General features: G+C 61.2%; 16 protein-coding genes. 10 read left to right on the forward strand and 6 right to left on the reverse strand.

What is annotated here, in order from left to right:
* Positions 1-49: 49 nt before the first annotated feature.
* From rimI to ACURWW_RS07350, 3 genes are all read right to left on the reverse strand, one after another.
* Entirely contained in the window at positions 50-541 is a 492-nt protein-coding gene (gene rimI / locus ACURWW_RS07340; RefSeq protein WP_445616151.1) for a ribosomal protein S18-alanine N-acetyltransferase, read from the reverse strand.
* 5 nt (positions 542-546) lie between these two features.
* A complete protein-coding gene (locus ACURWW_RS07345; protein WP_445616152.1) occupies positions 547-1365 on the reverse strand; it encodes a hypothetical protein in 819 nt (272 codons plus the stop codon).
* A 103-nt stretch (positions 1366-1468) separates the two neighbouring features.
* Entirely contained in the window at positions 1469-3031 is a 1563-nt protein-coding gene (locus ACURWW_RS07350; RefSeq protein WP_445616153.1) for a 2-isopropylmalate synthase, read from the reverse strand.
* Between the two features lie 486 nt (positions 3032-3517).
* Here ACURWW_RS07350 and ACURWW_RS07355 point away from each other — a divergent pair, with 486 nt between their 5' ends.
* The 8 genes from ACURWW_RS07355 to ACURWW_RS07390 all read left to right on the forward strand — a co-directional run bounded on the left by ACURWW_RS07355 (position 3518) and on the right by ACURWW_RS07390 (position 15297).
* Entirely contained in the window at positions 3518-6544 is a 3027-nt protein-coding gene (locus tag ACURWW_RS07355) for an ATP-binding protein (protein WP_445616154.1), read from the forward strand.
* Positions 6541-9474 carry an ATP-binding protein gene (locus tag ACURWW_RS07360; RefSeq protein WP_445616155.1) on the forward strand — a complete coding sequence of 978 codons (2934 nt, stop codon included), beginning with the start codon at positions 6541-6543 and terminating at the stop codon, positions 9472-9474. The genes ACURWW_RS07355 and ACURWW_RS07360 overlap by 4 nt, the downstream gene beginning before the upstream one ends.
* Positions 9475-9666: 192 nt before the next feature.
* Positions 9667-10884 carry an inositol-3-phosphate synthase gene (locus tag ACURWW_RS07365; protein ID WP_445616156.1) on the forward strand — a complete coding sequence of 406 codons (1218 nt, stop codon included), beginning with the start codon at positions 9667-9669 and terminating at the stop codon, positions 10882-10884.
* Positions 10881-11804: a hypothetical protein gene (locus ACURWW_RS07370; protein WP_445616157.1), complete on the forward strand. Its 924-nt coding sequence runs from the start codon at positions 10881-10883 to the stop codon at positions 11802-11804. Before ACURWW_RS07365 ends, ACURWW_RS07370 begins: the two co-directional genes overlap by 4 nt.
* On the forward strand, positions 11801-12406 hold the full coding sequence (locus ACURWW_RS07375) for a histidine phosphatase family protein (protein ID WP_445616158.1): 606 nt from the start codon (positions 11801-11803) through the stop codon (positions 12404-12406). The genes ACURWW_RS07370 and ACURWW_RS07375 overlap by 4 nt, the downstream gene beginning before the upstream one ends.
* Positions 12407-12541: 135 nt before the next feature.
* Complete coding sequence (locus tag ACURWW_RS07380) at positions 12542-13369, forward strand: TIGR04290 family methyltransferase (protein WP_445616159.1); 828 nt, start codon at positions 12542-12544, stop codon at positions 13367-13369.
* A 48-nt stretch (positions 13370-13417) separates the two neighbouring features.
* Positions 13418-14530, forward strand: a complete 1113-nt coding sequence (locus tag ACURWW_RS07385; RefSeq protein WP_445616160.1) for a glycosyltransferase family 9 protein — start codon at positions 13418-13420, stop codon at positions 14528-14530.
* Positions 14531-14586: 56 nt separating this feature from the next.
* Complete coding sequence (locus tag ACURWW_RS07390) at positions 14587-15297, forward strand: class I SAM-dependent methyltransferase (protein ID WP_445616161.1); 711 nt, start codon at positions 14587-14589, stop codon at positions 15295-15297.
* A gap of 238 nt (positions 15298-15535) precedes the next feature.
* On the opposite strand, the gene ACURWW_RS07395 is transcribed toward ACURWW_RS07390, so the two are convergent.
* The gene (locus ACURWW_RS07395; protein WP_445616162.1) at positions 15536-16039 is read right to left on the reverse strand and encodes a flavin reductase family protein; all 504 of its coding nucleotides are present in this window, start codon (positions 16037-16039) and stop codon (positions 15536-15538) included.
* 106 nt (positions 16040-16145) lie between these two features.
* Entirely contained in the window at positions 16146-17366 is a 1221-nt protein-coding gene (gene lhgO / locus ACURWW_RS07400) for an L-2-hydroxyglutarate oxidase (RefSeq protein ID WP_445616163.1), read from the reverse strand.
* Positions 17367-17401: 35 nt separating this feature from the next.
* On the opposite strand from lhgO, the gene ydiJ reads away from it, so the two are divergent.
* On the forward strand, positions 17402-20488 hold the full coding sequence (gene ydiJ, locus ACURWW_RS07405; protein WP_445616164.1) for a D-2-hydroxyglutarate dehydrogenase YdiJ: 3087 nt from the start codon (positions 17402-17404) through the stop codon (positions 20486-20488).
* Here ydiJ and purU read toward each other — a convergent pair.
* Positions 20478-21359, reverse strand: a complete 882-nt coding sequence (purU, locus tag ACURWW_RS07410) for a formyltetrahydrofolate deformylase (RefSeq protein ID WP_445616165.1) — start codon at positions 21357-21359, stop codon at positions 20478-20480. The genes ydiJ and purU overlap by 11 nt on opposite strands.
* A gap of 412 nt (positions 21360-21771) precedes the next feature.
* Here purU and ACURWW_RS07415 point away from each other — a divergent pair, with 412 nt between their 5' ends.
* Positions 21772-23166, forward strand: a complete 1395-nt coding sequence (locus ACURWW_RS07415; RefSeq protein ID WP_445616166.1) for an energy transducer TonB — start codon at positions 21772-21774, stop codon at positions 23164-23166.
* The last annotated feature ends 135 nt before the right edge of the window (positions 23167-23301 follow it).

Below are 23301 nucleotides of genomic sequence, written 5' to 3' on the forward strand. Positions count from 1 at the left end.
AAGGGCGCGGGAGTATAACACCCGACCGGGCGCAACCCCGTGCAGCGCGCTAGCCCGGCAGCTCAAGCGCCAGAATCAGGGCATCCTCCCGCCCGCCAACGGCCGGGTAGTAGTTGGGGCGTGAACCCACCTGATTGAAGCCCAGTTTTTCATAGAGTTGAATGGCCGGGTCGTTGGAGATGCGCACCTCCAGAAACAGAGTGTCGGCCCGCCCGCGAATTTGCTCGGTCAGATACAGCAGCAGCGCTTGTGCGATCCCATTGCGGCGAAGCTCTGGAGCCACGGCAATATTGAGGAGGTCCGCCTGGCCTCCCCCCACCGAGGCGAGCGCATAGGCCGCAATCGCAATTTGTGATTCGCGGCTCCCGACCTGTTCCGCGACAAACGCAAGATGGCCGGACTTCAGGCAGTCCACAAAGGAGCGAGGTTGCCACGGATGGGAATGAACGCGCATCTCGATGGCCTGCACCGCATCCAGGTCCGAGTCAGTCATGGGGCGGACCCGCAAACCCAGACCGGTCGAGGTTTCGAGATGGCTCACGTCGATCAGTCCGCCTTGAGGTGCCGAATGGCTTGCCAGACACGGCCCTTCAGTTCGGGCTTTTGCAGGAGGTTGGCGAGACTGGGCAGGGGAATGGCGCAAACCGCGATCGCGCCTCCCAGGTCGAGTTCGAAACTTCGCCCCAGCAGGGCAGCCATGGCCTTGCCGTTCCAGCCACCTGCGTCGGCGATCGCCCCCTCGGAATCGGTCGCCGCCAAACCGTGGCGAGTCGCGCTGCCCCCCATGAGCAGCACGGTACGAAAGGGCTGCTTTTCATACTGAGCTGCGAGATAAGCGTGCACCATGGCGCGGGCATCCACCACACTCTGCTCCAGCGGGATATTCATGGATTCACCATGGGGCCAGCGCAGCTGCTCGGGAGGAGCAAGGGGAGTGCCTCCGAACCCCAGCGCCGCCCGGATATTACTCAGCAATGATTCCACCGGCAACGCCGCTCTGGGTTGGCGGCTATCGAGCACCACCACGTCGCTGTCGATGCGCCAGGCGCCAAGCTGAAAGCGATGCTGTGTACCGCGCGGCACCCCGGGTTCGCTTTGCGGGCGGGCCTTTTTCTTGTCCGGTTCAGGGCCCAGGATTTCGGCAACTGGTGAGGGCTTCGTACCCGTCGCTGATGCGGCTTCGGAGACCACCCTTGCCTGATTGGCGGCAACCGGTTCGGGGCCGGATTCGGCGGGAACGGGGGTCACCTCTGGCTCGTCCGGCAGGATCGGCGACTCAGCCGCGCCGGGCAGCACAAATCGCGGCACGTAGCTCTCGATGCCCAGGGCGTGCAGGTAGTGCCTGCGGCTTGCCTCGTTGACCACTGCATTAACCTATAGAACTTGCCATTGCGGGTGCCGTACCGATCTTCCCACCGGGCAGAAAGGGGAGTACTGCTGCCTTCCGGGCGCTTTGCCCAAGAGCCTCCTAAACGCCCGGCTCCTGCCAACGCAGCTTCTCGTCCGAAGACACCAGCAGATTCAAGGCGTGAATGTACGCCTTCGCGGAGGCACAGACAATATCCGTGTCCGCGCCAGTGCCGTTGACGATCTTGCCATCCTTTTCCAGTCGCACAGTGACCTCTCCCTGGGAGTCGGTGCCCTGAGTGATGGCATTGACGGAATAAAGCTGCAGGTCCGCCCCGCAGGCAACCACCTGTTCGATCGCCTTGAAGGTGGCATCCACGGGCCCGCTGCCTTCGGCTTTCGCAGTATGGACCTTATCACCACCATCTTGGGCCACACTCATACTGATCGTGGCCGTGGGCACCTCGCCGGTTTTGGACATCACTTCCAGGCTCTTGAAGCGGTAACGCTCTTCCACCTGGCTCTCGAACACCCGCCCGGCGATTGCCTGCAGGTCCTCGTCGAACACTTCCTTTTTCTTGTCCGCCAACTCCTTGAATCGCTCGAAGGCAGCGTTCAGTTCAGCGGCAGATTCAAAGCTCACGCCCAGTTCTTCAAAGCGGGCTTTCACCGCTGCCCGGCCAGAGTGCTTGCCGAGAACGATGCGGTTGTTGGTCCAACCCACGTCCTGGGCGCTCATGATCTCGTAGGTCTCCCGGTGCTTCATCACCCCATCCTGGTGAATGCCGGCTTCATGAGCGAAGGCGTTGGCGCCCACGATGGCCTTGTTGGGCTGCACTGCAAAGCCGGTGACACTGGCCACCAGGCGGGAGGTGGGCACGATGTGCTCGGTCACAATGCCGGTCTCCACGGGGAAAATGTCCTTGCGCGTGCGCACCGCCATCACGATCTCTTCCAGCGAGGCATTGCCGGCGCGCTCGCCCAGGCCGTTGATGGTGCACTCCACCTGCCGCACACCGTTCATGACCGCAGACAGGGAGTTGGCCACCGCGAGGCCCAGATCATTATGGCAATGGGTTGAGAATATGGCCTTGTCCGAGTTGGGAATGGCCTCGATCAGGCGCTTGAAAAGCGCACCGTACTCTCCCGGCTCGCCATAGCCCACCGTGTCCGGCAAATTGATGGTGCTGGCCCCCGCGTCGATGGCAGCTTCGATGATGCGGCAGAGAAACTCGAAATCGGAGCGGCTCGCGTCTTCACAGGAGAACTCCACATCGGGTACATGGTTGCGTGCGTGCTTTATCGCATCCACCGCCTGTTCGACGACTCGCTCCGGCTCCATCTGCAATTTGTACTTCATGTGAATGGGCGAAGTGGCAATGAAGGTGTGAATCCGCGGAGCGTTGGCGTCCTTCAGCGCCTCCGCGGCGCGGATGATGTCGGGCCCGACTGCTCGCGCCAGGCTGCAGATGGTGGAATCCTTGACGGCGCGCGCCACAGCCTGCACCGCTTCGAAATCTCCCGGGCTGGCAATGGCGAAACCGGCTTCGATGACGTCCACCCGCATCTTCTCCAGCATCTTGGCGATGCGCACTTTTTCATCCCGGGTCATGGAAGCACCGGGGCTCTGCTCCCCGTCCCGGAGAGTGGTGTCGAAAATGACGAGTTTTTCTTTTGCGCTCATGAGTTCAACTCCGATCGGGGCCTGCACGTGGCCCGAATGTCTTGACGCTCACCCAAGGTGAGACGTGAAATGAAAAGAATTAATGGATGGAGACTGGAGGAGGATCGTTAGTTGCCGCGCAGCGGCAGCAGTCGGTCGCCCGAAAGGATCGCGGCCAGCGGTGCGGAAGCCTGAAGGCTTTTGAGGAAGCGACAGCTGTTCATGAGGAAAGTATTTCCACGACCCTTGGAAGAATTTGTGGAGGGACTATAAACTGGCAGGTTCGCGCCGTCAACGTCTGTCCCTCGCAGGACCAGATTTACTTGATGCCATCCTACACTTTTACCTGAGAACCCCTATAAACGGAACGCACGTCCTAATATCGACGGATTTTCAAACAATATTGCTCCCCGCGTGAGGAGCGGGTGTGCTGGACCGCTTTTTGGCTACACTAAAAATACAGGGGCCGTTGTGCGGAAGGCCCGGGGTACTGATGCCGGACAAGCAATGAGCAACGGGGACACAACAATAATCGAGGCAGAGGCGGACACCGTTGAGGTCGGGGAACGTGAACACCAGACCTGCGCGACCGACCTCTTCTTCGAGATTGCCGAACGATTGGCGGCTGCCCAAAGCGAAAGCGCCCTGGAACGAGCCCTGGAAATCTGCGCCCGTAATCTGGGCGCCAGCCACATCGTACTAGGGGTACAGGACGCCTCCGTTCCGGTGTCTCTGTGCCGCTGGAGCCCACACCAGTTCGCTCTTGGCCAGATCCGTATCGACGGATCGCCAGCACTCTCAACCCTCTTCGGTGGCGGAGTTCAAACCAGCGACGACCCCGCGCTGAGAACCGCTCTGTTTGGCGAGAACGGAAACCCGGGCCTTACTGTCATCGGCTCGTCCCCTGACTGCGAGCCGGGCTTCATGGCGCTGGCCGGGGTCCGCAACCTGCAGGGAGTTCCCCATGGCCCGATCCTGCACAATATCGTGGGCCTCCTTCTGGCCGCCGCTCGTGCGGGCCTGCGCCGGCGGGCCACTCAATCGCGCATCGAGAAGCTCAACAATGTGCTGAGTTTTTCGGATTCCGTCTACTCCAGCTGGCATATCGAGGACGGCTGGCACTACCACAACGTAAACAGCATCGTGGAGCTGGGTTACGAGCGCGACCAGATCGATGTTCTGGCCGAAGCATCCAAAAACCCGATGCATCCCGAGGATTGGAAACTCGGGGCCCGCCTATTTGAAAAAACCCTGAAAAGCGGCCTCGGCTATCAGCATGACTATCGCGCGGTCGGCCCCGGCGGCGACCTGCGCTGGTACCGGGCGGAGGTCACGGTCACCCGGCAGGCACCGGGCGGAGGCACCCACGAACTGGTGTCCATCTCCCGCAACATCACCGGGATCCGCATGGCGGCCCGCAAGGCGGTGGAGAAAGCCAATCTGGAAAAGTGGCTGGTGGCCAAGGTCAACAGCATTTTCAGTTGCGACGACTTCGAAGCCATGAAGCCGGTGTTGCGGGAGGTCGGCAGCTACCTTGGCATCGATCGGTGCACCATACGGGTCGTGGATCCCGAGACGCGACGCTGCAATCTGGCCGGTGAATGGTGGCGGCGCGGACTCCAGTCCCTGACCGAGCTCTACCCGGAATTGAGCTCCCTCTCCGGCGTCGGCTGGGTGGGCCAATTGGTGGCTCTCGGCAACACCTATGTGGTGGCCAATGTGGCCAGACAGCCCATGGATGAGCGGCTCAGGGAGCGTTATCAAAGCATCGGCGTCGAGGCGGTGGTGACTCATCCGATGATCCACGAGAACCAATTGACCGGTTATCTCAGTCTCATGAGCAATACGGAGCGCCAATGGACCGAAGCGGAACTCCGGGTCGCCCGGGAGATAACCAACGCAGTGCACATGACCGTCCTGCGCGCGCGTTTGCTCGACGAGCTTCGAGCCAACGATGAACGCTTTCAACTTGCCATGGAAAGCTCAACCTACGGCCTGTGGGACCAGGACTGCGTGGCCGATACGATTTATTACAGCCCGCATTTCTATGAGCGACTCGGCTATCCGCGCCGCAATCGGGCGATACCGCTGGAAAAAATCCTCCGTTACATCCATCCGGACGATCACCACCACCTGTTCAGGCAGCAACGGCTGGAGCAGGAAACGGACACCATCGACCTGGAGCTGCGGCATGTAAAAAAAGACGGGTCGCTCATCTGGATGATGTCCCGGGGCAAGGTGGTGGAGCGCGACCAGGCGGGACACGCGTTACGTCTGGTGGGAGTGAACATCGACATCAGCGAGCAAAAAGCCATGCTGGCGGAACTGCACGAAGCTCGACAAATCGCGGAAGAGGCAAATCGCTCCAAGAGCGAGTTCCTGGAGCGCATGAGCCACGAAATTCGCACCCCCATGAACGCAATCATGGGGATGGCCTACCTCGCCCTGGACGCCGCTATGGACACCAAGCAACGGGGCTTCATGGAGGACATCGATGCCGCCGCCAAATCCCTGCTCCATATCATCGATGACATCCTGGATTTCACCCTGATCGAAGCCGGAGAACTTTCCATTGTCAGCGAGCGCTTCAATCTCAGAGAGGAACTGGAGCGCACCGTCAAACTCATGCAAACGCGGGCCACCCAGGGCGGTAACCAGCTGCAGCTGCAGATGGCCGACGACCTTCCGCGCTACCTCCTGGGCGACAAACACCGGCTGGGACAGGTACTGACCAATCTGCTCAGCAATGCACTGAAATTCACCACGGGCGGGACAGTTCGACTGGAAGCGCGGCTCGCCGGCAAGGACCCGCACACGGAGACCCGCAGATTGCATTTCTCCGTGCAGGACTCCGGCATTGGCCTCAGCAAAGAACAGATCGCCAGAGTGTTCGAGCCTTTTACCCAGGCTGAAGACTCCACCACCCGCAAATACGGCGGTACCGGTCTCGGGCTGGCCATCTGCCAGCACCTGGTAACGATAATGGGCGGATCAATCCAGTGCCGCAGCGAACCGGGCCAGGGAACCACCTTTGAATTTACCACCGTCTTCAAACAGGACCCGACGGAGAACGGCACAAAGCATTTGCATGATGGCGAGGACTCCTTGCAGTCACTGGCGCAATGGGACCGTACTTTTGAAGGCAGACGGGTTCTGCTGGTGGAAGACAACGCAGTCAACCAGCGGGTGGCTTTGGGCATTCTTCACAAGCTCGGCTCCGAGACCTCCACCGCGACGAACGGCGCGGAAGCGCTTGACCTGCTCGACGCCGTGGAGCCCGGGCATTTCGATGCGGTTCTCATGGATATCGAGATGCCGGTTCTGGACGGCATGGAAGCGACCCGGCGTATTCGCCGTCAGTCGCGTTTTCACAGTCTTCCCATTATCGCCATGACCGCGCACGCCATGCGCGGCGACCGAGAGCGCTGCATGGCCGCAGGGATGAACGAACACGTGGCAAAGCCGGTGAACCCCCGAAAACTGGCCCGGGTGCTGAGCGAAATCTGGATGGCTCCGGGAGATGGGGAACGATGAGGCTGCCCGCCGAACCCATGGCCGCTGCGGTAATCCGCGCCTGCACCCGCCTGGCCTGGGCCACGCGGCCGGAGCAAGCCCGGACCATCGCGTCCGAACTGTGCCATGCACTTGGAGCCCCCCTGTTCGGCGTCTATCAGTTCCGGCAACGGCGCAAGGGCACAGCTGAGTTTTACGCGCTCGCGCGGGCGGGAAAGAACGCCGCGGATCTGCCGGGGCAACTCGAAAGCGATCACCCGGCTTTCAAGCAACTGCAGGCCAGCGTTCCGCAGCCGAGTGGTACTTTGCCGTTCGCCGCTGCGGGTGATTGCTGCTTGCTCCGCCTGAACGGTGAGGATCGACAAGCGGCGATCCTGGTTCTGAAGCGGACGGAGAATGCGGACCTGCTCACGCACCTGCGACGCTTCGCAATGCAGTTGGTCTCGACCGCGCAACGCATTGCGCGCGACGAGCGCCAACTCCGCCACCAGGAAGCCTTGAACCAACTGTTTCTGCATACCAGTGAATCCTTTTGTGAATGGAGCCGGGCTGAAGGCTGGCGTTATCACAACAAACATCTGCTGCAGCGGCTCGGCTACAACCGGGACCAATTGCCCCTGATCAACGTGTTCGGACACCCGGACGTGATGTCCGCCGAAGAATGGAGTCGGGTCACCGCGCTACTCGAACAATGCATCGAGTCGGCCACGGACGTGGAGTGCGAGTATCAGGTTCACACGCCGACGGGGGAACCGCGCACCTTAAGGACGCGACTGCGGGTTCTCCAAGGCAATTCCGACGGGCGCGCGGACGGACTTGCCGCGGTTTCCGTGGATGTAAGTACGTCCCGAAGGGTGGAGCAGAATGCCAGCGCCCACACCGAGCTGGAACGCTGGCTGTTGGCGATCAACGGCGAGCTGTTCAATCGCTGCGACAAGGATGCGGTGGTCAACACCCTGGCTGCCCTCTGTGAGCGCCTGGGTTTGCTCCGCTGCTTCATTCGCGTGTACGAAAACAACGGGGCGCCCGTATATGCCGAGTGGCAGCAGCCTGGGGTGCAAGCCATCAGCGAATTGAGCAGCCGGCAGATGGTGCCTTTGCCGGATTTCAGGCGACCGCACTTCGTACACGACATCGAAGAACAGAGCGAGTATCACGGGTTTCTTGACCTCGCCCGTGCTTCGGGAACCCGCGCCCAGATCATAATGCCCATGTCATACGGCGGCAGGATATACGGCTATCTGGTCTGTCACAGCGCTGAGCCGCGCCGCTGGAAATCGCTCGAGAAGCGCGCTGCGCGGATTCTGGCAGATTCCCTGTGCATGGTGGCAGTGAAGGAGGCAATTCAGCACAAACTGGAGGCGAGTCGCGAACAGTTTCAACTCGCCATGGAAGCGGCTTCATACGGCCTCTGGGAACTCAATATCCCCGATCAGACCGTCTACGTCAGCCCCCACTATTACCGCATGCTGGGGTTTACGGGTAAATGCCCGACGGGCTTTGGTCCGATGATGTTGAACAACATCCATTACGAAGACCGGCAGAACGTGCTCGACCATGCCCGCGGGCTAAGCGACGGAAGCGTCAGCGAATTCTCCTTCGAAAATCGCCATATTGACCGCGATGGCAACATCCTCTGGATTCTGATGCGCGGCAAGATCATCAAGCGGGATGATACCGGCAAACCCCTGCGCGCCATGGGCACACTCACAGACATTACGGCTTTGAAAAAAACCCAGGCCAATCTCACACTCGCCCGGCAACAGGCGGAGTCCGCTCATCTGGCAAAGAGCGAATTTCTCGCGCGCATGAGCCACGAAATCCGCACACCCATGAACGCCATCATCGGCATCGCATACCTGGCCATGCAATCTTCGCCAAGCGATGAACTGCGAGCCTATGTAGAAGACATCGATGCCGCTGCGCGATCCCTGTTACACATCATTGACGATATTCTCGACTTCTCGAAGATCGAGGCGGGCAAGGTCAGGCTGGAACAGCACCGGTTTGATCTGCGTCGGCTGGTTACGGAAAGCGCAGCCCCCTTTCGGACCCAGGCAGCGCAACAGGGTCTGGAGTTTGAGATGGATGTCGCGCGGAGCCTTCCGGCCTCGGTTTTGGGGGATACGGTGCGCCTGCGACAGGTTCTGCACAGCTTGCTGAGCAATGCCTGCAAGTTTACCCGTGCGGGCCGCATAGCACTCAGCGTCTCGATAAGGGAAGCGCCCGGTCAGGACCTGCTGGATTTCCAGGTAAGCGACACGGGCATCGGGCTAAGCGCGGATCAGATTGATGGCTTGTTCGATCCATTCACCCAGGGGGACAGTTCCCCCACCCGCCAGTATGGGGGCACTGGTCTGGGGCTTGCCATCGCACAGGGGCTGATTCGGATGATGGGAGGTGAAATCGAGGTCTCCAGCCACATAGGGCGTGGCAGCACCTTCCGGGTCACCATTCCCTGCCTCGAACCAGTGTTCGACCGGCCGGCGGATCCGGCGAATCCACGCGGGGAAGCAATGGGCCGGGAAGGAATGAGTCGGGAAGGAAGTGATTACGCGTGCCTCAAAGGCAGGCACGTCCTGCTGGTAGAGGACAACCCGGTTAACCAGAAAGTGGCCATGGCGATGCTGGAGAAGATCGGCGTCGTGATGACCGTGGCCGCCGACGGCCGCCAGGCGCTGGACCTGCTGGGTAAACGTACGCACGCTTTTGACCTCATCTTGATGGACATAGAAATGCCCCATCTCAATGGTTTCGAAGCGAGCCAGGCGATCAAGGCGCTGCCGATTCACTACCAGTCACCCATCATCGCCATGACCGCCCATGCAGTGGAAGACGACCGACAGCGATACTACGAGGCGGGGATAATCGACTGTCTTTCCAAACCCATTTTACCCGCGCGCCTGTACGCGGCCATCGTTTCCCACCTGCGGCCCCCCGCCAGTCCCTAGCCCAGCCCCCTCGCCCTGTGCAGCTGTAACGTTTACAGCAGCTGTGCATTTTTTTCTCCCCGCCGCCGGCATTTTTTTCGCGACGCGTCATTCCGACAAATGCGCGAACGCCATGGGGCTGGCCCGAATCCTGCTCTGCAGTTGCGATATTGGATGAAATTCAGATAGACAACCCAGGGGAGGCATTCGCCTATGCAAGGAATCCGGGTCGGCATTGTGGGCGTCGGCAATTGCGCCAGTTCGCTGCTGCAGGGAGTCGAGTACTACCGCAGGCAGCAGGATCCCGCCGACTCGTCCGCGCACTCCGGTGCGGAAACTCCCGCGGGCTTGATGCATTGGGAAATTGGCGGCTACCGGCCGGGGGATCTGGAGGTGGCCCTCGCCTTCGACGTGGATGCCCGCAAGGTGGGCAAGGACGTGGCCGAGGCGATGTTTGCTCCGCCCAATTGTACCCAGCAGTTCTGTGCCGATCTTCCACCCACGGGTGTCAAAGTGCAGATGGCCCCCCTGCTCGATGGCGTGCCGGACCATATGCGGGAGTATCCCGACGCGCGCCGTTTTGTCGTGTCCGATTGGGCCCAACCGGAGCAGACCGACGTGGTGCGCCAACTGCGAGACGCAGGCGTGGAGGTTCTGCTCAACTATCTACCGGTGGGGGCCGAATCCGCCACCCGTTTCTGGGCCGAATGTGCCCTTCGGGCCGGCTGCGCCTTCATCAACAACATTCCTGTCTTTATCGCCAGCGACCCCGACTGGGCCGGCCGCTTCGCCCAGGCGGGCCTGCCCATCATCGGGGACGACATCAAAGCCCAGTTGGGCGCAACCATTACCCATCGCACCCTCGCCGAACTGTTTCACCACCGGGGGGTGCAACTGGATCGCACCTATCAACTGAATACGGGCGGGAATACCGATTTCCTCAACATGCTCAACCGGGCGCGACTCAGTACCAAAAAGATCTCCAAGACCGAGGCCGTGCAGTCCGCCGCAGGCCGCCGCCTGCCGGACGACCAGATTCACGTGGGCCCCAGCGATTACGTACCGTGGCAGGGGGACAACAAGGTCTGCTTCATTCGCATGGAGGGCCGTCTGTTCGGCGACGTGCCCATGAACCTGGAGCTGCGCCTGTCGGTGGAGGACTCCCCGAACTCGGCGGGCGTGGCCATCGACGCGGTGCGCTGCTGCAAACTGGCGCTGGAGAGGAAAATGGGCGGTGTACTTCGCGCGCCCTCCGCCTATTTTTGCAAGCATCCCCTGGAACAGATCAGCGATGAAACCGCATACCGGCTTACGGAAGCCTTCATCAATGAGGGCTGGCGCGCCCGCAAGAGCGAGTTGACCGACAGCGGCAAGCCCGCGAAGGTGAGCGCAGGCGGCGGCACGTCCGGCAGCAAACTGGAGACGGAATGATTGAAGCGATAAAGCTCTGGAATGAACCCAACAATCTCTCCCACTGGGATTTCACAATGGACCCGGAGTGGCGCCAGTTTGCGGATCTGGCCATCTGCGGGGCGGATGCCATCCGCGCCCGCGCGCCGAAGCTTCCCCTGGTTTTGGGCGGTGTGTCCCCCATTGATCCGAATTTCATCCGGCTGATGCGCAGTCACGGTGCCCTCGATGCGGTCGATGCGGTTGCCGTTCACGGCTTCCCCCTGGACTGGAATCACTGGAAGATCAACGAGTGGCCGGACAAGGTCAAGGAAATCGAAGACGTGGCTCAGTGTCCGGTCTGGGTTGCCGAGGTGGGTGTGTCCACATTCGGGGCCGACGAGGTGCAGGTTTTCGGTCTTCAGCGCACCCTGGAGTTGCTGGGCGATCAGGTGGACAGGGTCTACTGGTACAGCCTGCTCGACCTGCCTGCTGAGTGGGGCGCCACTACGCGCCACAAAGAGGCGGAGGGATCGTCCTACTACCGCCACTTCCACATGGGGCTCATTCGCGAGGACGGCACCCGCAAACCGGCCTTCGACTGCTTCGACCCGGTGTTCGGGATCTGCCAGTGGTTTCACTTCAACGATAATCGACTGGACGTTGCGGTGGACCGATTACGGGAGTTGGGCGTCAAACGGCTGCGTACCGGCATCAGCTGGGCCGACTGGCACCGACCGGGTGCGACGGAATGGTTTGACCGGCAAATGGCTGCCCTGCAGGAGTTCGACGTAACCGTAACCCTGTGCTTCACGCCCCCGAGCCGCGGCCAGCGCGATTGCCACACCAGCCCGCCCCTGGACGTTACGGAGTTCGGGATGTTTGCCGCCGAGGTGGTGGAGCGCTACGTCCCGGAATCAACAAGATCCTCCTGGCCTCTGAGCAACGCGGCGGGGTCGTGACTACGTTTCTGCTGATTCGCCATGGACACACCGAGCATACCGGGCACACCTTGAGCGGCCGCCTTCCGGGCATTGCTCTCAGCCCGGCCGGTCAGCGAGAGGCGGCCCGTTTACCCGCCCGCCTTGGCGACTTTGTTCCGGATCTGCTTTGTACCAGCCCCTTGCAGCGCTGCCAGGAAACCGCCGCGCCGCTCGCGGACTCGTTCCGCCTGGAGTCCAGAGTTCTACCCGGCCTGGAGGAGCTGGACTACGGACGCTGGACCGGAAGCCAACCCGCCGAGCTGGACGGCGACCCGTACTGGCAGCTGTATAACCGCCACCGCAGTACCTACCGCATTCCGGCAGGCGAATTGCTGGTGGAAGCGCAGCTTCGCATGCTGCAGAGCCTGGAAACGCTGCAGGCGGAATTGCCCGATGGACGGATTGCAGTGGTCGGACATTGTGATCCCATCCGCGCGATTCTTGCCTACGCGATGGGCCTACCCCTGGATTTTATCAATCGCCTGAGCATCGCCCCGGCCTCCATGAGTCTCCTCACTCTGGGGCCCGGAGAGCCTCGGGTCCATTGCATCAATAACACCGGGACATTGCTGTGGCGTTAACGATTGCCGAGGCGTTATCGATTGCTGTGGCGCTAACGATGTTCGATCCGGGTGCAAAGTCACCCAGTGATCACCCGCCAGGCGAGGGTCCGCCGGGCCCGGCCTGAGCTCATGAGCTGAAAGAAGGATGAAACAATGGCAACCAGCAAGAACCAAGGTTCGACCTCCGCGTATTCCGCGGACAATTATGTGAGCCCCACCTGGCGGGAAGCGGCCGCCCTCGCCCCCTGGTTTCACAACCTGCACCTGCCGGATGGAACCCAGACCGCACCCGATCACGAACTGGGCGACTTTCCCAACTACAAGTGGCAGGAGCTGGAGCCTTCGCTGCCGTCCCGTCTGGACGGATGGTCCGTGCTCGACATCGGCTGTAACGCCGGATTCTACAGTCTCGAACTGGCCCGCCGGGGTGCGGACGTGACGGGCATCGACAGCAATCCCCACTATCTCAAGCAGGCGCGATGGGCGGCCGAGAAGTTCGGACTGAAAAACAAGATCGAATTCCGCCAGCAGCAGGTTTACGACCTGGGGCACAGTAACGAGCGTTACGATCTGGTGCTGTTTCTGGGCGTGCTCTACCACCTGCGGTATCCACTGCTGGCACTGGACATCGTTTGCAGCAGAACCAAACACTTGTTGTGCCTGCAAACCATGACCATGCCCGGCGAGGAGGTTTTCGAGCATACGGACGGGCTGGGGCTGAACGACCGCGACTACATGCTGGATCCGGGCTGGCCGAAAATGTCCTTCATTGAGGGGCGGCTTGCCAATGACCCGACCAACTGGTGGGCACCGAACCACGCTTGCGTCGAAGCCATGTTGCGCACCTGTGGAATGGATGTTTTGAGCCGGCCCGGCACAGAGTTCTATCTCTGCAAACCCTGTCCGATCGAGAAGGAGACCCGGGAGTTCACCACTACGGAGCTGAACGCGGTAATCGGGCAGCATTCGGATCACCTTTGACAGCAGCACCATGCTCGAGCCCCACTTCCGGACTGAAGCGAGCTCGCAATGATTCACGGGAAAAAGATATTGTTCTGCCTGCGCTACGGGATCGGCGACGTGGTTATGGAGTTGCCCGCGTTGCGGGGCTTGCGACGGACGTACCCGGATAGTGAAATTCACTTGCTCGGGGCCCTGCCGGCGCTGGAGCTGTTCGAGGGCGATCCGGATTTTCAGGCCCTCATTTCTGTCCACGATTTTGGTTTCGAGCATTGGGGGGATCCGGGCGACGAGGCCAATCGGGAGGAGTTTGAGCGCTGGTTTTGCAGTCAGCATTTCGAGGCCATTCTCGATCCGTTTCACGCGGTGTACGGCATACAGCAGACCCTGACCGGCTCGGGGGTTCCCTGGTACAACTCGGCGCCAAAGCCCCCGCTTGCCGGTCATCCTCAGAGCGGCCAGGGGATCACGGCGATCTGGCGCGCTGCAGCCGAGATCTGGAAGCTGGATACTTCGCGCCAGCCGGGGCCGCCCGCCCCCGGCCTCCATATCCCCGACGAGGCATGGGAGCAGGCGAAGGAACATCTGGGCCCATGGCAGGGGCTTTCCGACCCAGGGCCGATCGGCATTGCGCCGATTGCTTCATCGCCGCTCAAGCGCTGGCCCCTTGATCGGGTCGTGGATACGGTGGAATGGTTGACGCGGGATGCGCGGGAGCGCGTGCTTATCTTCGGCATGGATCACAATGAGGACGAGTTTCGCAGGGCCCTGGGGGCTCGCACGGCGGGTGACCGGCTGAAAACGGTCGCGCCCGTTCATCTTCAAGTAACGGCCGCGCTCGCAGCGTCCTGTCGGGCTTTTCTGAGCAACGACACGGGGCTGATGCATTTGGCCGCGGCTGTGGGCACCCGAACCGTGGGGATTTTTGGTCCCACTGCGGCTCACATCTATCAGCCTCCGGATTCGGTAGCGGTGGCCAGTGATCGCCCCTGCGGGTACCGGTTGCAGGAAACTTTTGGTCCACCGCAGTGCGTGCATGCAGCGCGTTGTCTGATTGCTCATGAGAGCTGTATCAATACGGTTTCTGTCGATCAGGTGAAGGAGAAGGTGGAGCAGCTCTTGGCCAGCAGTTCGGAAGACCGGGAGGGTCTGCCTACGAGGCCTCTGCTCAGTGATCCCTGATCCAGGCTTGGCCGATGAATTACGGCCGCTTTCATTTTCATAACTCGGGAGGGAGCATGACGGATCGCGCACCCAATCGTCTCCTCGATCTGGAGGAGTTGACCAGCCCCGATTTTGCGGCGGTACTGGATGAATTGGACACGCTCACAGAACGGGAATCCATTTCCTACCTGCATCCGGGTAAACGCTGGGAATATCCCTGGGCGTTGAGCCGTGCTCAGCTGGAACCGGGCTGTCGCGTGCTGGACGCGGGCTGCGGTGCGTCGATTTTTCCGGTTTACCTGGCGAAGAATGGCTATTCGGTTACGGCTCTCGATCTGCATCCGCCTGAAGGCTTGAACGAGGCGCATCAGGTGCCGGTGGATTACTGTCGCGGCGAACTGACTGAGCTTCCATTTCCGGATGGAAGTTTTGATCGGGTGTTTTGTATTTCGGTCATTGAACACCTGGGCCACGAGGGGGCGCCGGCTGCTCTCGCAGAGTTGCGCAGGGTGTTGCGGCCGGGCGGGCGCCTTTTGATCACCACTGATTATTATGACGATGCGGAGGCGGAAATATTCTACGAGAAGGATGGGGAGCGATTTCCGGTGGATTGGGGGTTTTACGATGCCCGGCTATTGGAACATTACCTTCTGGATGTGCCGGGCCTGCGTCTTGATGGAGCGCTGGACCTCTCTGTCGACTGGGACGAGACGCGACCGCGGATGCGGGAGTTCCATGGTTATCCGTATACGTCTGTCGGGTTGGCGTTCGTGAGGGAGGTCTGATTGTAGGACCATGCCGGGTCGCTGCGAATTCAAACAGAAGGAGACGGCTTGGTTCGTGCCATGACGCGGGGGCGCCCGGCCCTGCCGCGACACGCCGTGAACCCTTCCCTGGGGGCTCTTCACCAGCATCCCTGCTGGTGAAGGTCGCGGCAGGGCCGGGAGTCCTCGCGTCTGAACGCTCAGTGCAAAATGATAATTCTTCTAACGGTTCGATGGACTGAACGTGCCGGTTACAAATTCAGACTTCCCCGAACGTTCCGTAGGTGCCGCGGCAGTAGACCAGGGGTTGGCCGCCTTCGGGATCGACGATTACGTCAACGATTTCGCCGATGACGATGGAGTGTGTCCCGTAGTCGACCTTTCGGGCCACACGGCAGATGAAGGTGGCCAGGGCGTAAGGGAGGTAGGGCAGTCGCTGCTCGCCGTAGTCCTGCCACTGACCGACGACGAAGCGATCTTCATCTTCCGGTGTAAAAGCACAGCGATCGGCGATCCCTCGCTGCTCCTGGCGCAGGACGCTGACGCTGAACTGATTCGTGCTGTCCAGGGATTTGCAGGTGGCGGATTCGCGATGCAGGCAGACCAGCAGGGAGGCGGGTTCGTCGGAGACTGAGGTAATGGAGGTGATTGTCATGGCGTGGGGAACGCCGTCCCCGCCGCGGGTGGCGGCAACTGCTACACCGCTGGCCAGATGACGCATTCCCTCTTTCATGGCGTTGCCCATGTGCTGCCGACTTGTCATATCACCACCCAACCGCGCCCGTCTTGATCACTGCGGGCTATTTCACTTCGATACCTCGGACCGGAAACCGCCAGGGTAAGAGCTGCCAGGGTGGCAGCGCGGGTCTTCACAGGCGCCCGGACGCGGCGAGTTTATCACAGAGATGGGCGCCAATTGGTATGGCCGAGGTCGCCGCGGGCGAGGGGGCGTTGCACACGTGCAGGCTGCGGGCGGACTCGGCAAACAGGAAGTCGTGCACCAGGGCTCCGTCACGGGTCACGGCCTGGGCGCGTATGCCGGGCGGGCTCGGCTGCAGATCCGCTTCGGTGAGCTCAGGGCAGTAGCGTCGAACCACTTCCAGATAGGCGCTTCGGGAGCGGGAATTGCGAGCCTCTTCCAGGGCGAAACGCCAGTGGCGGGCCGCCATTCGCCAGAAGCCGGGAAAGCCCAGGCTGTCGCCGGCATCCCGAAAGGACTGACGCCAGCCGCCCTCGGCGCCGGTTCCATGGCCGTAGTTTTCGCGCCGCCATGCAAACACCGCATTGGGTCCCACGGTCAGGCGGCCATCCACCATGGGAGTCAGGTGAACCCCGAGAAACGGCATGTCCGGAGCGGGGACCGGATAAATCAGATGGCGCACCAGCGCGCGCTTCTCCGGTGGAAGCTGGTAGTACTCGCCGCGCACGGGGATGATGCGGAAGTCCACGGGAAGCCCCATGGCACGGGCCAGGCGGTCCGCCTGCAATCCGCCGCAGGCCAGCAGGTAGCGGCCCGTGTATTCGCCTAACGAGGTGTGCGCTATGACGTGCCGGGCGTTTTCCTGGAGCCCGTGTACCTGGCAACCCGTCACAATGCGGCCGCCCAGGGCCTCGAAATCAGCAGCAAACTGCCTGGCCACGGCCGGGAAGTCCACGATGGCGGTGCTGGGAACATGAATCGCCGCACGCCCGCTCACACTGGTTTCCATTTCCCCGAGGCGCGCAGCGTCCAGCCATTCGACCCCGAGCTCGTGCGCACCGGCTCGTTTGTAGAGTGCTTCGAGGCGGGGCAGTTCGGCGGCGCTGGTGGCAACGATGAGTTTGCCGATTTGCCGCTGGGAAATCCCCTTGGTCGCGCAGTACTCCAGGGTGGCCCTGGCGCCGGCCTGACAAAAACGTGCCTTGAAACTGCCCGGCGGATAATAGATGCCCGAATGGACAACTCCGCTGTTGTGGCCGGTCTGATGGCAGGCCAGGGATCGCTCCTTTTCCAGAACGACGATCCTGTGATCGGGATAGCGCTGTTGCAGTTGCCATGCGGTGGAAAGACCAACAATGCCACCGCCGATGATCACATGGTCATACTGCACTCGATTCTCCCGGGAATTGTTAAGGCCGCTGGATAATGCCAGACTTTGCACTTTCCCTCTATGCGCGACGAACTCTGCCCATGCTGCCCAGCTTGCGTTCCATGCCGAAGCCGGACTCGCTCCACCGGCGGTTTGCCGAGGCTCTGCACAACAGCGGCTTTGCGGGAGACATTAGCCTGGATTTCTCGAGCCGCGCGGTACAGTCCACTGACAATTCCATCTACCAGCGTTTTCCCCAGGGGGTGCTTTATCCCGCGGGAATCGAGGACCTGGTGCGCATTGCCCAGCTGAGCCAGGAGCCGGCTTTCCGTTCGGTCAGTTTGTGCCCACGGGGCGGCGGGACCGGAACCAACGGCCAGGCGCTGAGCAATGGCCTGGTGGTGGATTTGTCCCGCCACATGAACCGGATTTTGGAGATCAACGTCGCCGAGCGCTGGGCCAGGGTCGAAGCCGGAGTGGTCAAGGACCAGCTCAACGCAGCCGTCAAACCTTACGGGCTCTTTTTCGCCCCGGATCTTTCCACAAGCAACCGGGCCACCATCGGCGGCATGATCAACACGGACGCGTCTGGCCAGGGCTCTTGCCGCTACGGCAAAACCCGCGATCACGTGCTGGAGATCGACAGTGTTTTTCTGGGCGGAAGCCGGTGGAGGTCCCGCCCTCTGGAACCGAAGGAGCTGGAATCCGTTTGCGAGCGCGACGACAGGATCGGTGAAGTTCACCGCGTGGCCGCCGACGTTGAGCGGAGTGAGCGCGCACTGATCCAGGAGGTGTTTCCGCCACTCAACCGTAGTCTGAGCGGTTATGATCTTGCCCACTTGCGCGGCACGGACGATCGCTTCGATCTGAACAGTCTGCTCTGCGGGAGCGAGGGGACGCTGGGCTTCATTTGCGAGGCTGTGGTGAATCTGGAATTGCTGCCTCGCTTTACCGGCCTGGCGATCATTCACTATCGTAGTTTTGTGGGCGCCCTGAGGGACAGCCGCCGATTGATGGAAGCGGAGCCCACGGCGATTGAAACCATCGATGACAAGGTGCTGGAGCTGGCCCGGGGCGATTCCATCTGGTCCGAGCTCGAAGATTTTTTCCCGCAGCAGCAAACCAAGGCTGTCAACTTCCTGGAATTTTCCGCTCACTCCGAAGCGGAGTTGTCCGCTGCGCTGAACCGCATTTCGCTCCTTCTGAGGGAGAGCAGTGAGGCTGACCCGCTGTTTTTTACCACCACCCGGGACCGGAATGCCATCAATCGGCTATGGACGCTGCGCAAGCGAGCCGTGGGTTTGCTCGGGCGAACCCCCGGCAATCGTCGGCCCCTTCCGTTTGTGGAAGATACTGCGGTTGCGCCCGAGCGGCTCGCGGATTTTATCGAGGAGTTTCGGGCTATTCTCGACGCACGGGGCCTTCAGTACGGGATGTTCGGTCACGCCGACGCCGGCGTGATTCACGTGCGCCCCGCCCTGGATCTGCGCGATTCTGGTGCTGCTCAAACGGTTCGGGAAGTGTCCGATCAGGTTTTCGCGCTCACGCGCAAATACGGCGGCCTGCTGTGGGGCGAGCACGGCAAGGGCCTGCGGTCTGAATACGTGCCCGAGACTTTCGGCAAACTGTACCCGCAGCTGCAGAAGATCAAAGCGGCTTTCGATCCATTCAATCAACTGAATCCGGGCAAGATCGCGACCCCGGGCGACCCCTACCCGCTGACACGGCTGGACGAGGTTGCCACCCGCGGGAAAAGGGACCGGCTGATTCCCGCTGCCGTGTGGGAGGACTACCCGGATGTGGTTCACTGCAACGGCAACGGAGTCTGCTTCAACTGGGACCCGGACCAGAGTATGTGTCCTTCCTGGAAGGGCAGTCGGGAGCGGAAGTACTCACCCAAGGGTCGGGCCACTCTGATGAAGGAGTGGTTGAGTCAATTGGCCGAACAAGACTACTCCGCCCGCCGCAATGAGCGCGGCCAGCGCGGGGGCTTTCTTTCCCGCGCCCGTGCCTGGGCTGGCAAGGGCCAGGGGGATTTCTCCCAGGAGGTGTTCGACTCGATGGATCACTGCCTGGCGTGCAAATCCTGTGCGACCGGCTGCCCGGTGCAAGTGGATGTGGCCGCCTTTCGCAGCGTCTTTTTCAATCACTATTTTCGCCGCTACCTGCGGCCCTTGCGGCACCACCTGATCGCGCGCCTGGAGTCCATTCTGCCGGTGGCCGCGCGCGTTCCCCGCCTCTACAACCTGGCCACACAAAGTCGCCCCGGGAAGTTCTTTGCCCGGTCCGCGCTGGGCCTCACCGCGTTGCCTGCCATGGAAACAGGTCGCGATCGTGCCGGGCTTCTGGCCCGCATGAATGTCGGGACCGCGCGCGCGTCTGTCCTGAACGAGCTGAGTGCACGTGAAAAGGCCCGCTCGGTGATCCTGGTGGAGGACGTGTTCAGCCGTTACTTTGATCCGCAGTTGCTCCCCGATGTGTGCGCATTCCTGCAGACCCTGGGATATCGAATCTGGCTGGCGGATTCCATCCTTAACGGCAAGCCGCTGCACGTGCTGGGATTTTTGCAGGCATTCGAAAAAACCGCCCGCCGCACGGCACGGGAACTGGAAGAACTCTCGGCTTCCGGGGTGCCTCTTGTGGGTCTGGACCCTTCCATGACCCTGACCTTTCGGGACGAGTACCCCAAAACGCTCGGTGCGCGATGGACGTTACGAGTGCTGCTGTTGCAGGAGTGGCTGGCCGGAGAGGAAGAACACCTGCGTCGGTGCAGTAATCTGTTCGCCGCGGGTCGTTTTCGGCTGCTGCTCCACTGCAGCGAAGCCGCACTGGCCGCGGACAGTGCAAAGCAGTGGCAGACCATCTATGGTGCTTTGGGGTGCGAGCTGACAGTCGAACAAAGTGGCTGCTGCGGTATGGCCGGAACCTTCGGGCATGAGGCCAGCCATGCGGAGTTGTCTGAGCGCATCTACCGCCTGTCCTGGCAACCGAAGGTTGAGGCGGACGCTCCCACCGAACTGTGTGCAACCGGATTTTCCTGCCGCAGCCAGGCCGAGCGCTTCAGCGAGCGATCAGTCCCCCACCCCGTGCAAGTGCTGCTCGCCCGACGGCGCGCGGCGATGGGCGCCGCCGTCACGGTTTGAAAACAACGGTCTTGTTGCCATTGAGCAGCACCCGATGCTCCACATGCCACAGAACGGCGCGCTGAAGCACGATGGCTTCGATATCCCGTCCGATCTCCACCAGTTGCTCTGGCGTGTTGGCGTGGCTCACCCGCTCCACAGCCTGCTCGATGATGGGGCCTTCGTCCAGGTCGGAGGTGACATAGTGGGCGGTAGCGCCAATGAGCTTGACGCCCCGCGCGTAGGCCTGGTGGTAGGGCCGCGCGCCCTTGAAGCCCGGGAGAAACGAGTGGTGGATGTTGATGGCTCGCCCCGCCAGCGTGGTGCAGGCCTCGTCGCTCAGTATTTGCATGTAGCGGGCGAGCACCAGTAAATCACTCCCGGTATCCGTAAACAAATCCAGGATCTTCGCCTCCTGGTCGGCCTTGTTGCCGGGGCTCACGGGGAAGTGGTGAAAGGGCAGACCGTACCACTCCACCAGGTCGCGCATGGTGTTGTGATTGGAAACCACCCCCACAATCTCCACCGGAAGCGAGCCGAGTTTCCAACTGTTCAGAATGTTGTTCAGGCAGTGTCCCCACTTGGACACCGCAATCAGAATCCGTGGCCGGTAGCCTCGGTCGTGGAGCTCCCAATCCATTCCATAGTGGGAAGCTACAGAAGCGAATTGCTCCTGCAAGCGGGCAAGGGATTTTGCCTTGCCATCGCTGCTTTCGAACACGGTGCGCATGAAAAACTGGCAGCTGTCGCGATCCTCGAACTGGGAGGACTCACGGATGTTGAATCCCTGCTCGCAGAAGAAACCCGCAACCGTGGCGACAATGCCGGGCTGGTCCGCACAGCTGAATCGCAGAACCATCTCACTGCTCTGCCCGTCTGAAGTCTCGTTCATTCATGCTCCTGTCGTTGCGGCAAACGAAGCGCTCGCCTTGTATGCACTGCCTCACAGTTTTTGCGCGTATTCAGGGCCACAGCAAATTTCCACTTGTAATAAAAAGCAGGCTCCTCGTAATTTTCACAACGCGAGGCGCACGAAGAGCGGCAGTGGTTGAGCTAAACTCTGATGATAAGTTCATTTTCAGTCACCAAAACGGCCCGCCGGGGTCGACCTGTATGCGCATGGGCCCACCGTGCGGCACAGTTCTTTTTTCATGCCCGCGGAGGCGGAAATGGGTAGTTTTCTTGCACATCGCTGGGGAGTTGCAGCCAGCGCACGGAACGCGCCGTCGGTCGGAAGCAATTTCGCGCAGCGGGCCGGCCTGGAACTGAAGTTGCCTACCAAGCTCTAACCTAAGACCTTTGTCATGGAAAAGCAATTGGCATACGCTCACCCGATCAGAGGACTGGATCACATGGGCGGGTACACCTTGTCAGACGACAGCGCAGGACAGCCCCGGCGATTCGTCGGTGCGCTGGCAAAGTACGTGCTCACCGGCTGCCTCGCAGCCAGCCTTCCCGCGCTTGCCCAGCAGCCCCCCACCGAAGCCGATCAGCTCAGCCCCGCCTCCCCTGCATCCACGGGTTCCCTGCTACGCCCATCCGAGGGCGTGGAAGACTTTCGGGACGCAATCGCGCGCCTGGAAGCAGAACAAGGCGCGTGGGGCAGCGGGCTGGCCGAACAGCTCAGCGGCCTGGGGCAAAACTACCAGCTTCGGGGCCTGCACCGCGACGCCATCGCGATTTTTGATCGCGCCGTGCATGTCAGTCGCATCAACAACGGCCTTTATGACCTGAGCCAGGTGCCAATCATCGAACGCATGGTGGAGAGCCTGAAAGCCCGCGGCTTGTGGGAGGAGGTCCACAAGCGGCACCAGTACCTTTACTGGCTGCATAAGCGCAACTACGGGGCGGAAGATCCCCGCATGCTTCCAGTGATCGATCGGCTGGGTAAATGGTACATCAGCGATTACGCGCTCAACCCGCAGCGGCGGGTCATGACTCAGCTGGTGGATGCCCACGACCTGTTCCAGCACGCCATCCAGATCATTACAGGCACTTATGGACAGCAAGACCTCCGGCTTATCGAACCTTTGCGCGGTGTGGTCATGTCCAACTGGTTCTTCGCCAACTACCGCGGCGAAAACACGGTCACTGTATTGGAGCGAGAGCAGGTCGCCCGGGACCTGCAGGCCGATCAGGTCGCCTATGTGGAACAGGAAGACAACCGCCTGACTCAGTACTTGCGCAACAACTATGTGGACGGCAAGCAGGCGATCGAACAGATGGTGGAGATCTACTCCAACAGCCCCGATGCACCTCCCGGCGCCGCCGCTTACGCCAAGATCGAACTGGCCGACTGGCAGCAGCTGTTCGAACGGAGAAAAACCGCAGGAGACCTCTACAAGGAGGCTTACCAGGAGCTTGCCGCCAACGAAGCCACACGGGCGCAGGCGGAGAAGGTTTTTGACGAACCGGTGGCCCTGCCGGCTTTGGACCTGATCGAATCCGACCTGGAGCAGCCGGCAGAGACAGATGAGGCAGCGGAACCAATACGCTACGTTCTAGTCAGTTTTGATGTCAATCGTTTCGGGGAGGCGAAGAACATCGAGGTCGTGGAGTCCCAGCCAGAGGACGCCGAAGAACACTATGCCGAAGTGAAGCGCAGCCTGGAGGGCACCCGGTTTCGCCCACGCATGATCAACGGCGAACCGGTCGACACCGAAGGGCAGACGCAGAAGTTCGTATTCAGCGAGTCGTGAGTCGCTCAGGGCTTGGCAGGGGGGCGCAGCGCTCAGCCGGTTGTGGGCGGAGGAAAGGAAGGCTACATTAGCCGGATCAGCTCTTGGTGAAACCCGGCGCCACAGCCAACGGAAGCGAAACGACCGACACAGCCA

Source organism: Gilvimarinus sp. F26214L, assembly GCF_054401055.1.

Bases quoted from the DNA above. Each gene is read 5' to 3' on its own strand.
- ACURWW_RS07350 (WP_445616153.1), bottom strand. From the start codon at position 3,031: ATGAGCGCAAAAGAAAAACTCGTCATTTTCGACACCACTCTCCGGGAC.
- ACURWW_RS07355 (WP_445616154.1), top strand. From the start codon at position 3,518: ATGAGCAACGGGGACACAACAATAATCGAGGCAGAGGCGGACACCGTT.
- ACURWW_RS07360 (WP_445616155.1), top strand. From the start codon at position 6,541: ATGAGGCTGCCCGCCGAACCCATGGCCGCTGCGGTAATCCGCGCCTGC.
- ACURWW_RS07365 (WP_445616156.1), top strand. From the start codon at position 9,667: ATGCAAGGAATCCGGGTCGGCATTGTGGGCGTCGGCAATTGCGCCAGT.
- ACURWW_RS07370 (WP_445616157.1), top strand. From the start codon at position 10,881: ATGATTGAAGCGATAAAGCTCTGGAATGAACCCAACAATCTCTCCCAC.
- ACURWW_RS07380 (WP_445616159.1), top strand. From the start codon at position 12,542: ATGGCAACCAGCAAGAACCAAGGTTCGACCTCCGCGTATTCCGCGGAC.
- ACURWW_RS07385 (WP_445616160.1), top strand. From the start codon at position 13,418: ATGATTCACGGGAAAAAGATATTGTTCTGCCTGCGCTACGGGATCGGC.
- ACURWW_RS07390 (WP_445616161.1), top strand. From the start codon at position 14,587: ATGACGGATCGCGCACCCAATCGTCTCCTCGATCTGGAGGAGTTGACC.
- ACURWW_RS07395 (WP_445616162.1), bottom strand. From the start codon at position 16,039: ATGACAAGTCGGCAGCACATGGGCAACGCCATGAAAGAGGGAATGCGT.
- ydiJ (WP_445616164.1), top strand. From the start codon at position 17,402: ATGCCAGACTTTGCACTTTCCCTCTATGCGCGACGAACTCTGCCCATG.
- purU (WP_445616165.1), bottom strand. From the start codon at position 21,359: ATGAACGAGACTTCAGACGGGCAGAGCAGTGAGATGGTTCTGCGATTC.
- ACURWW_RS07415 (WP_445616166.1), top strand. From the start codon at position 21,772: ATGGAAAAGCAATTGGCATACGCTCACCCGATCAGAGGACTGGATCAC.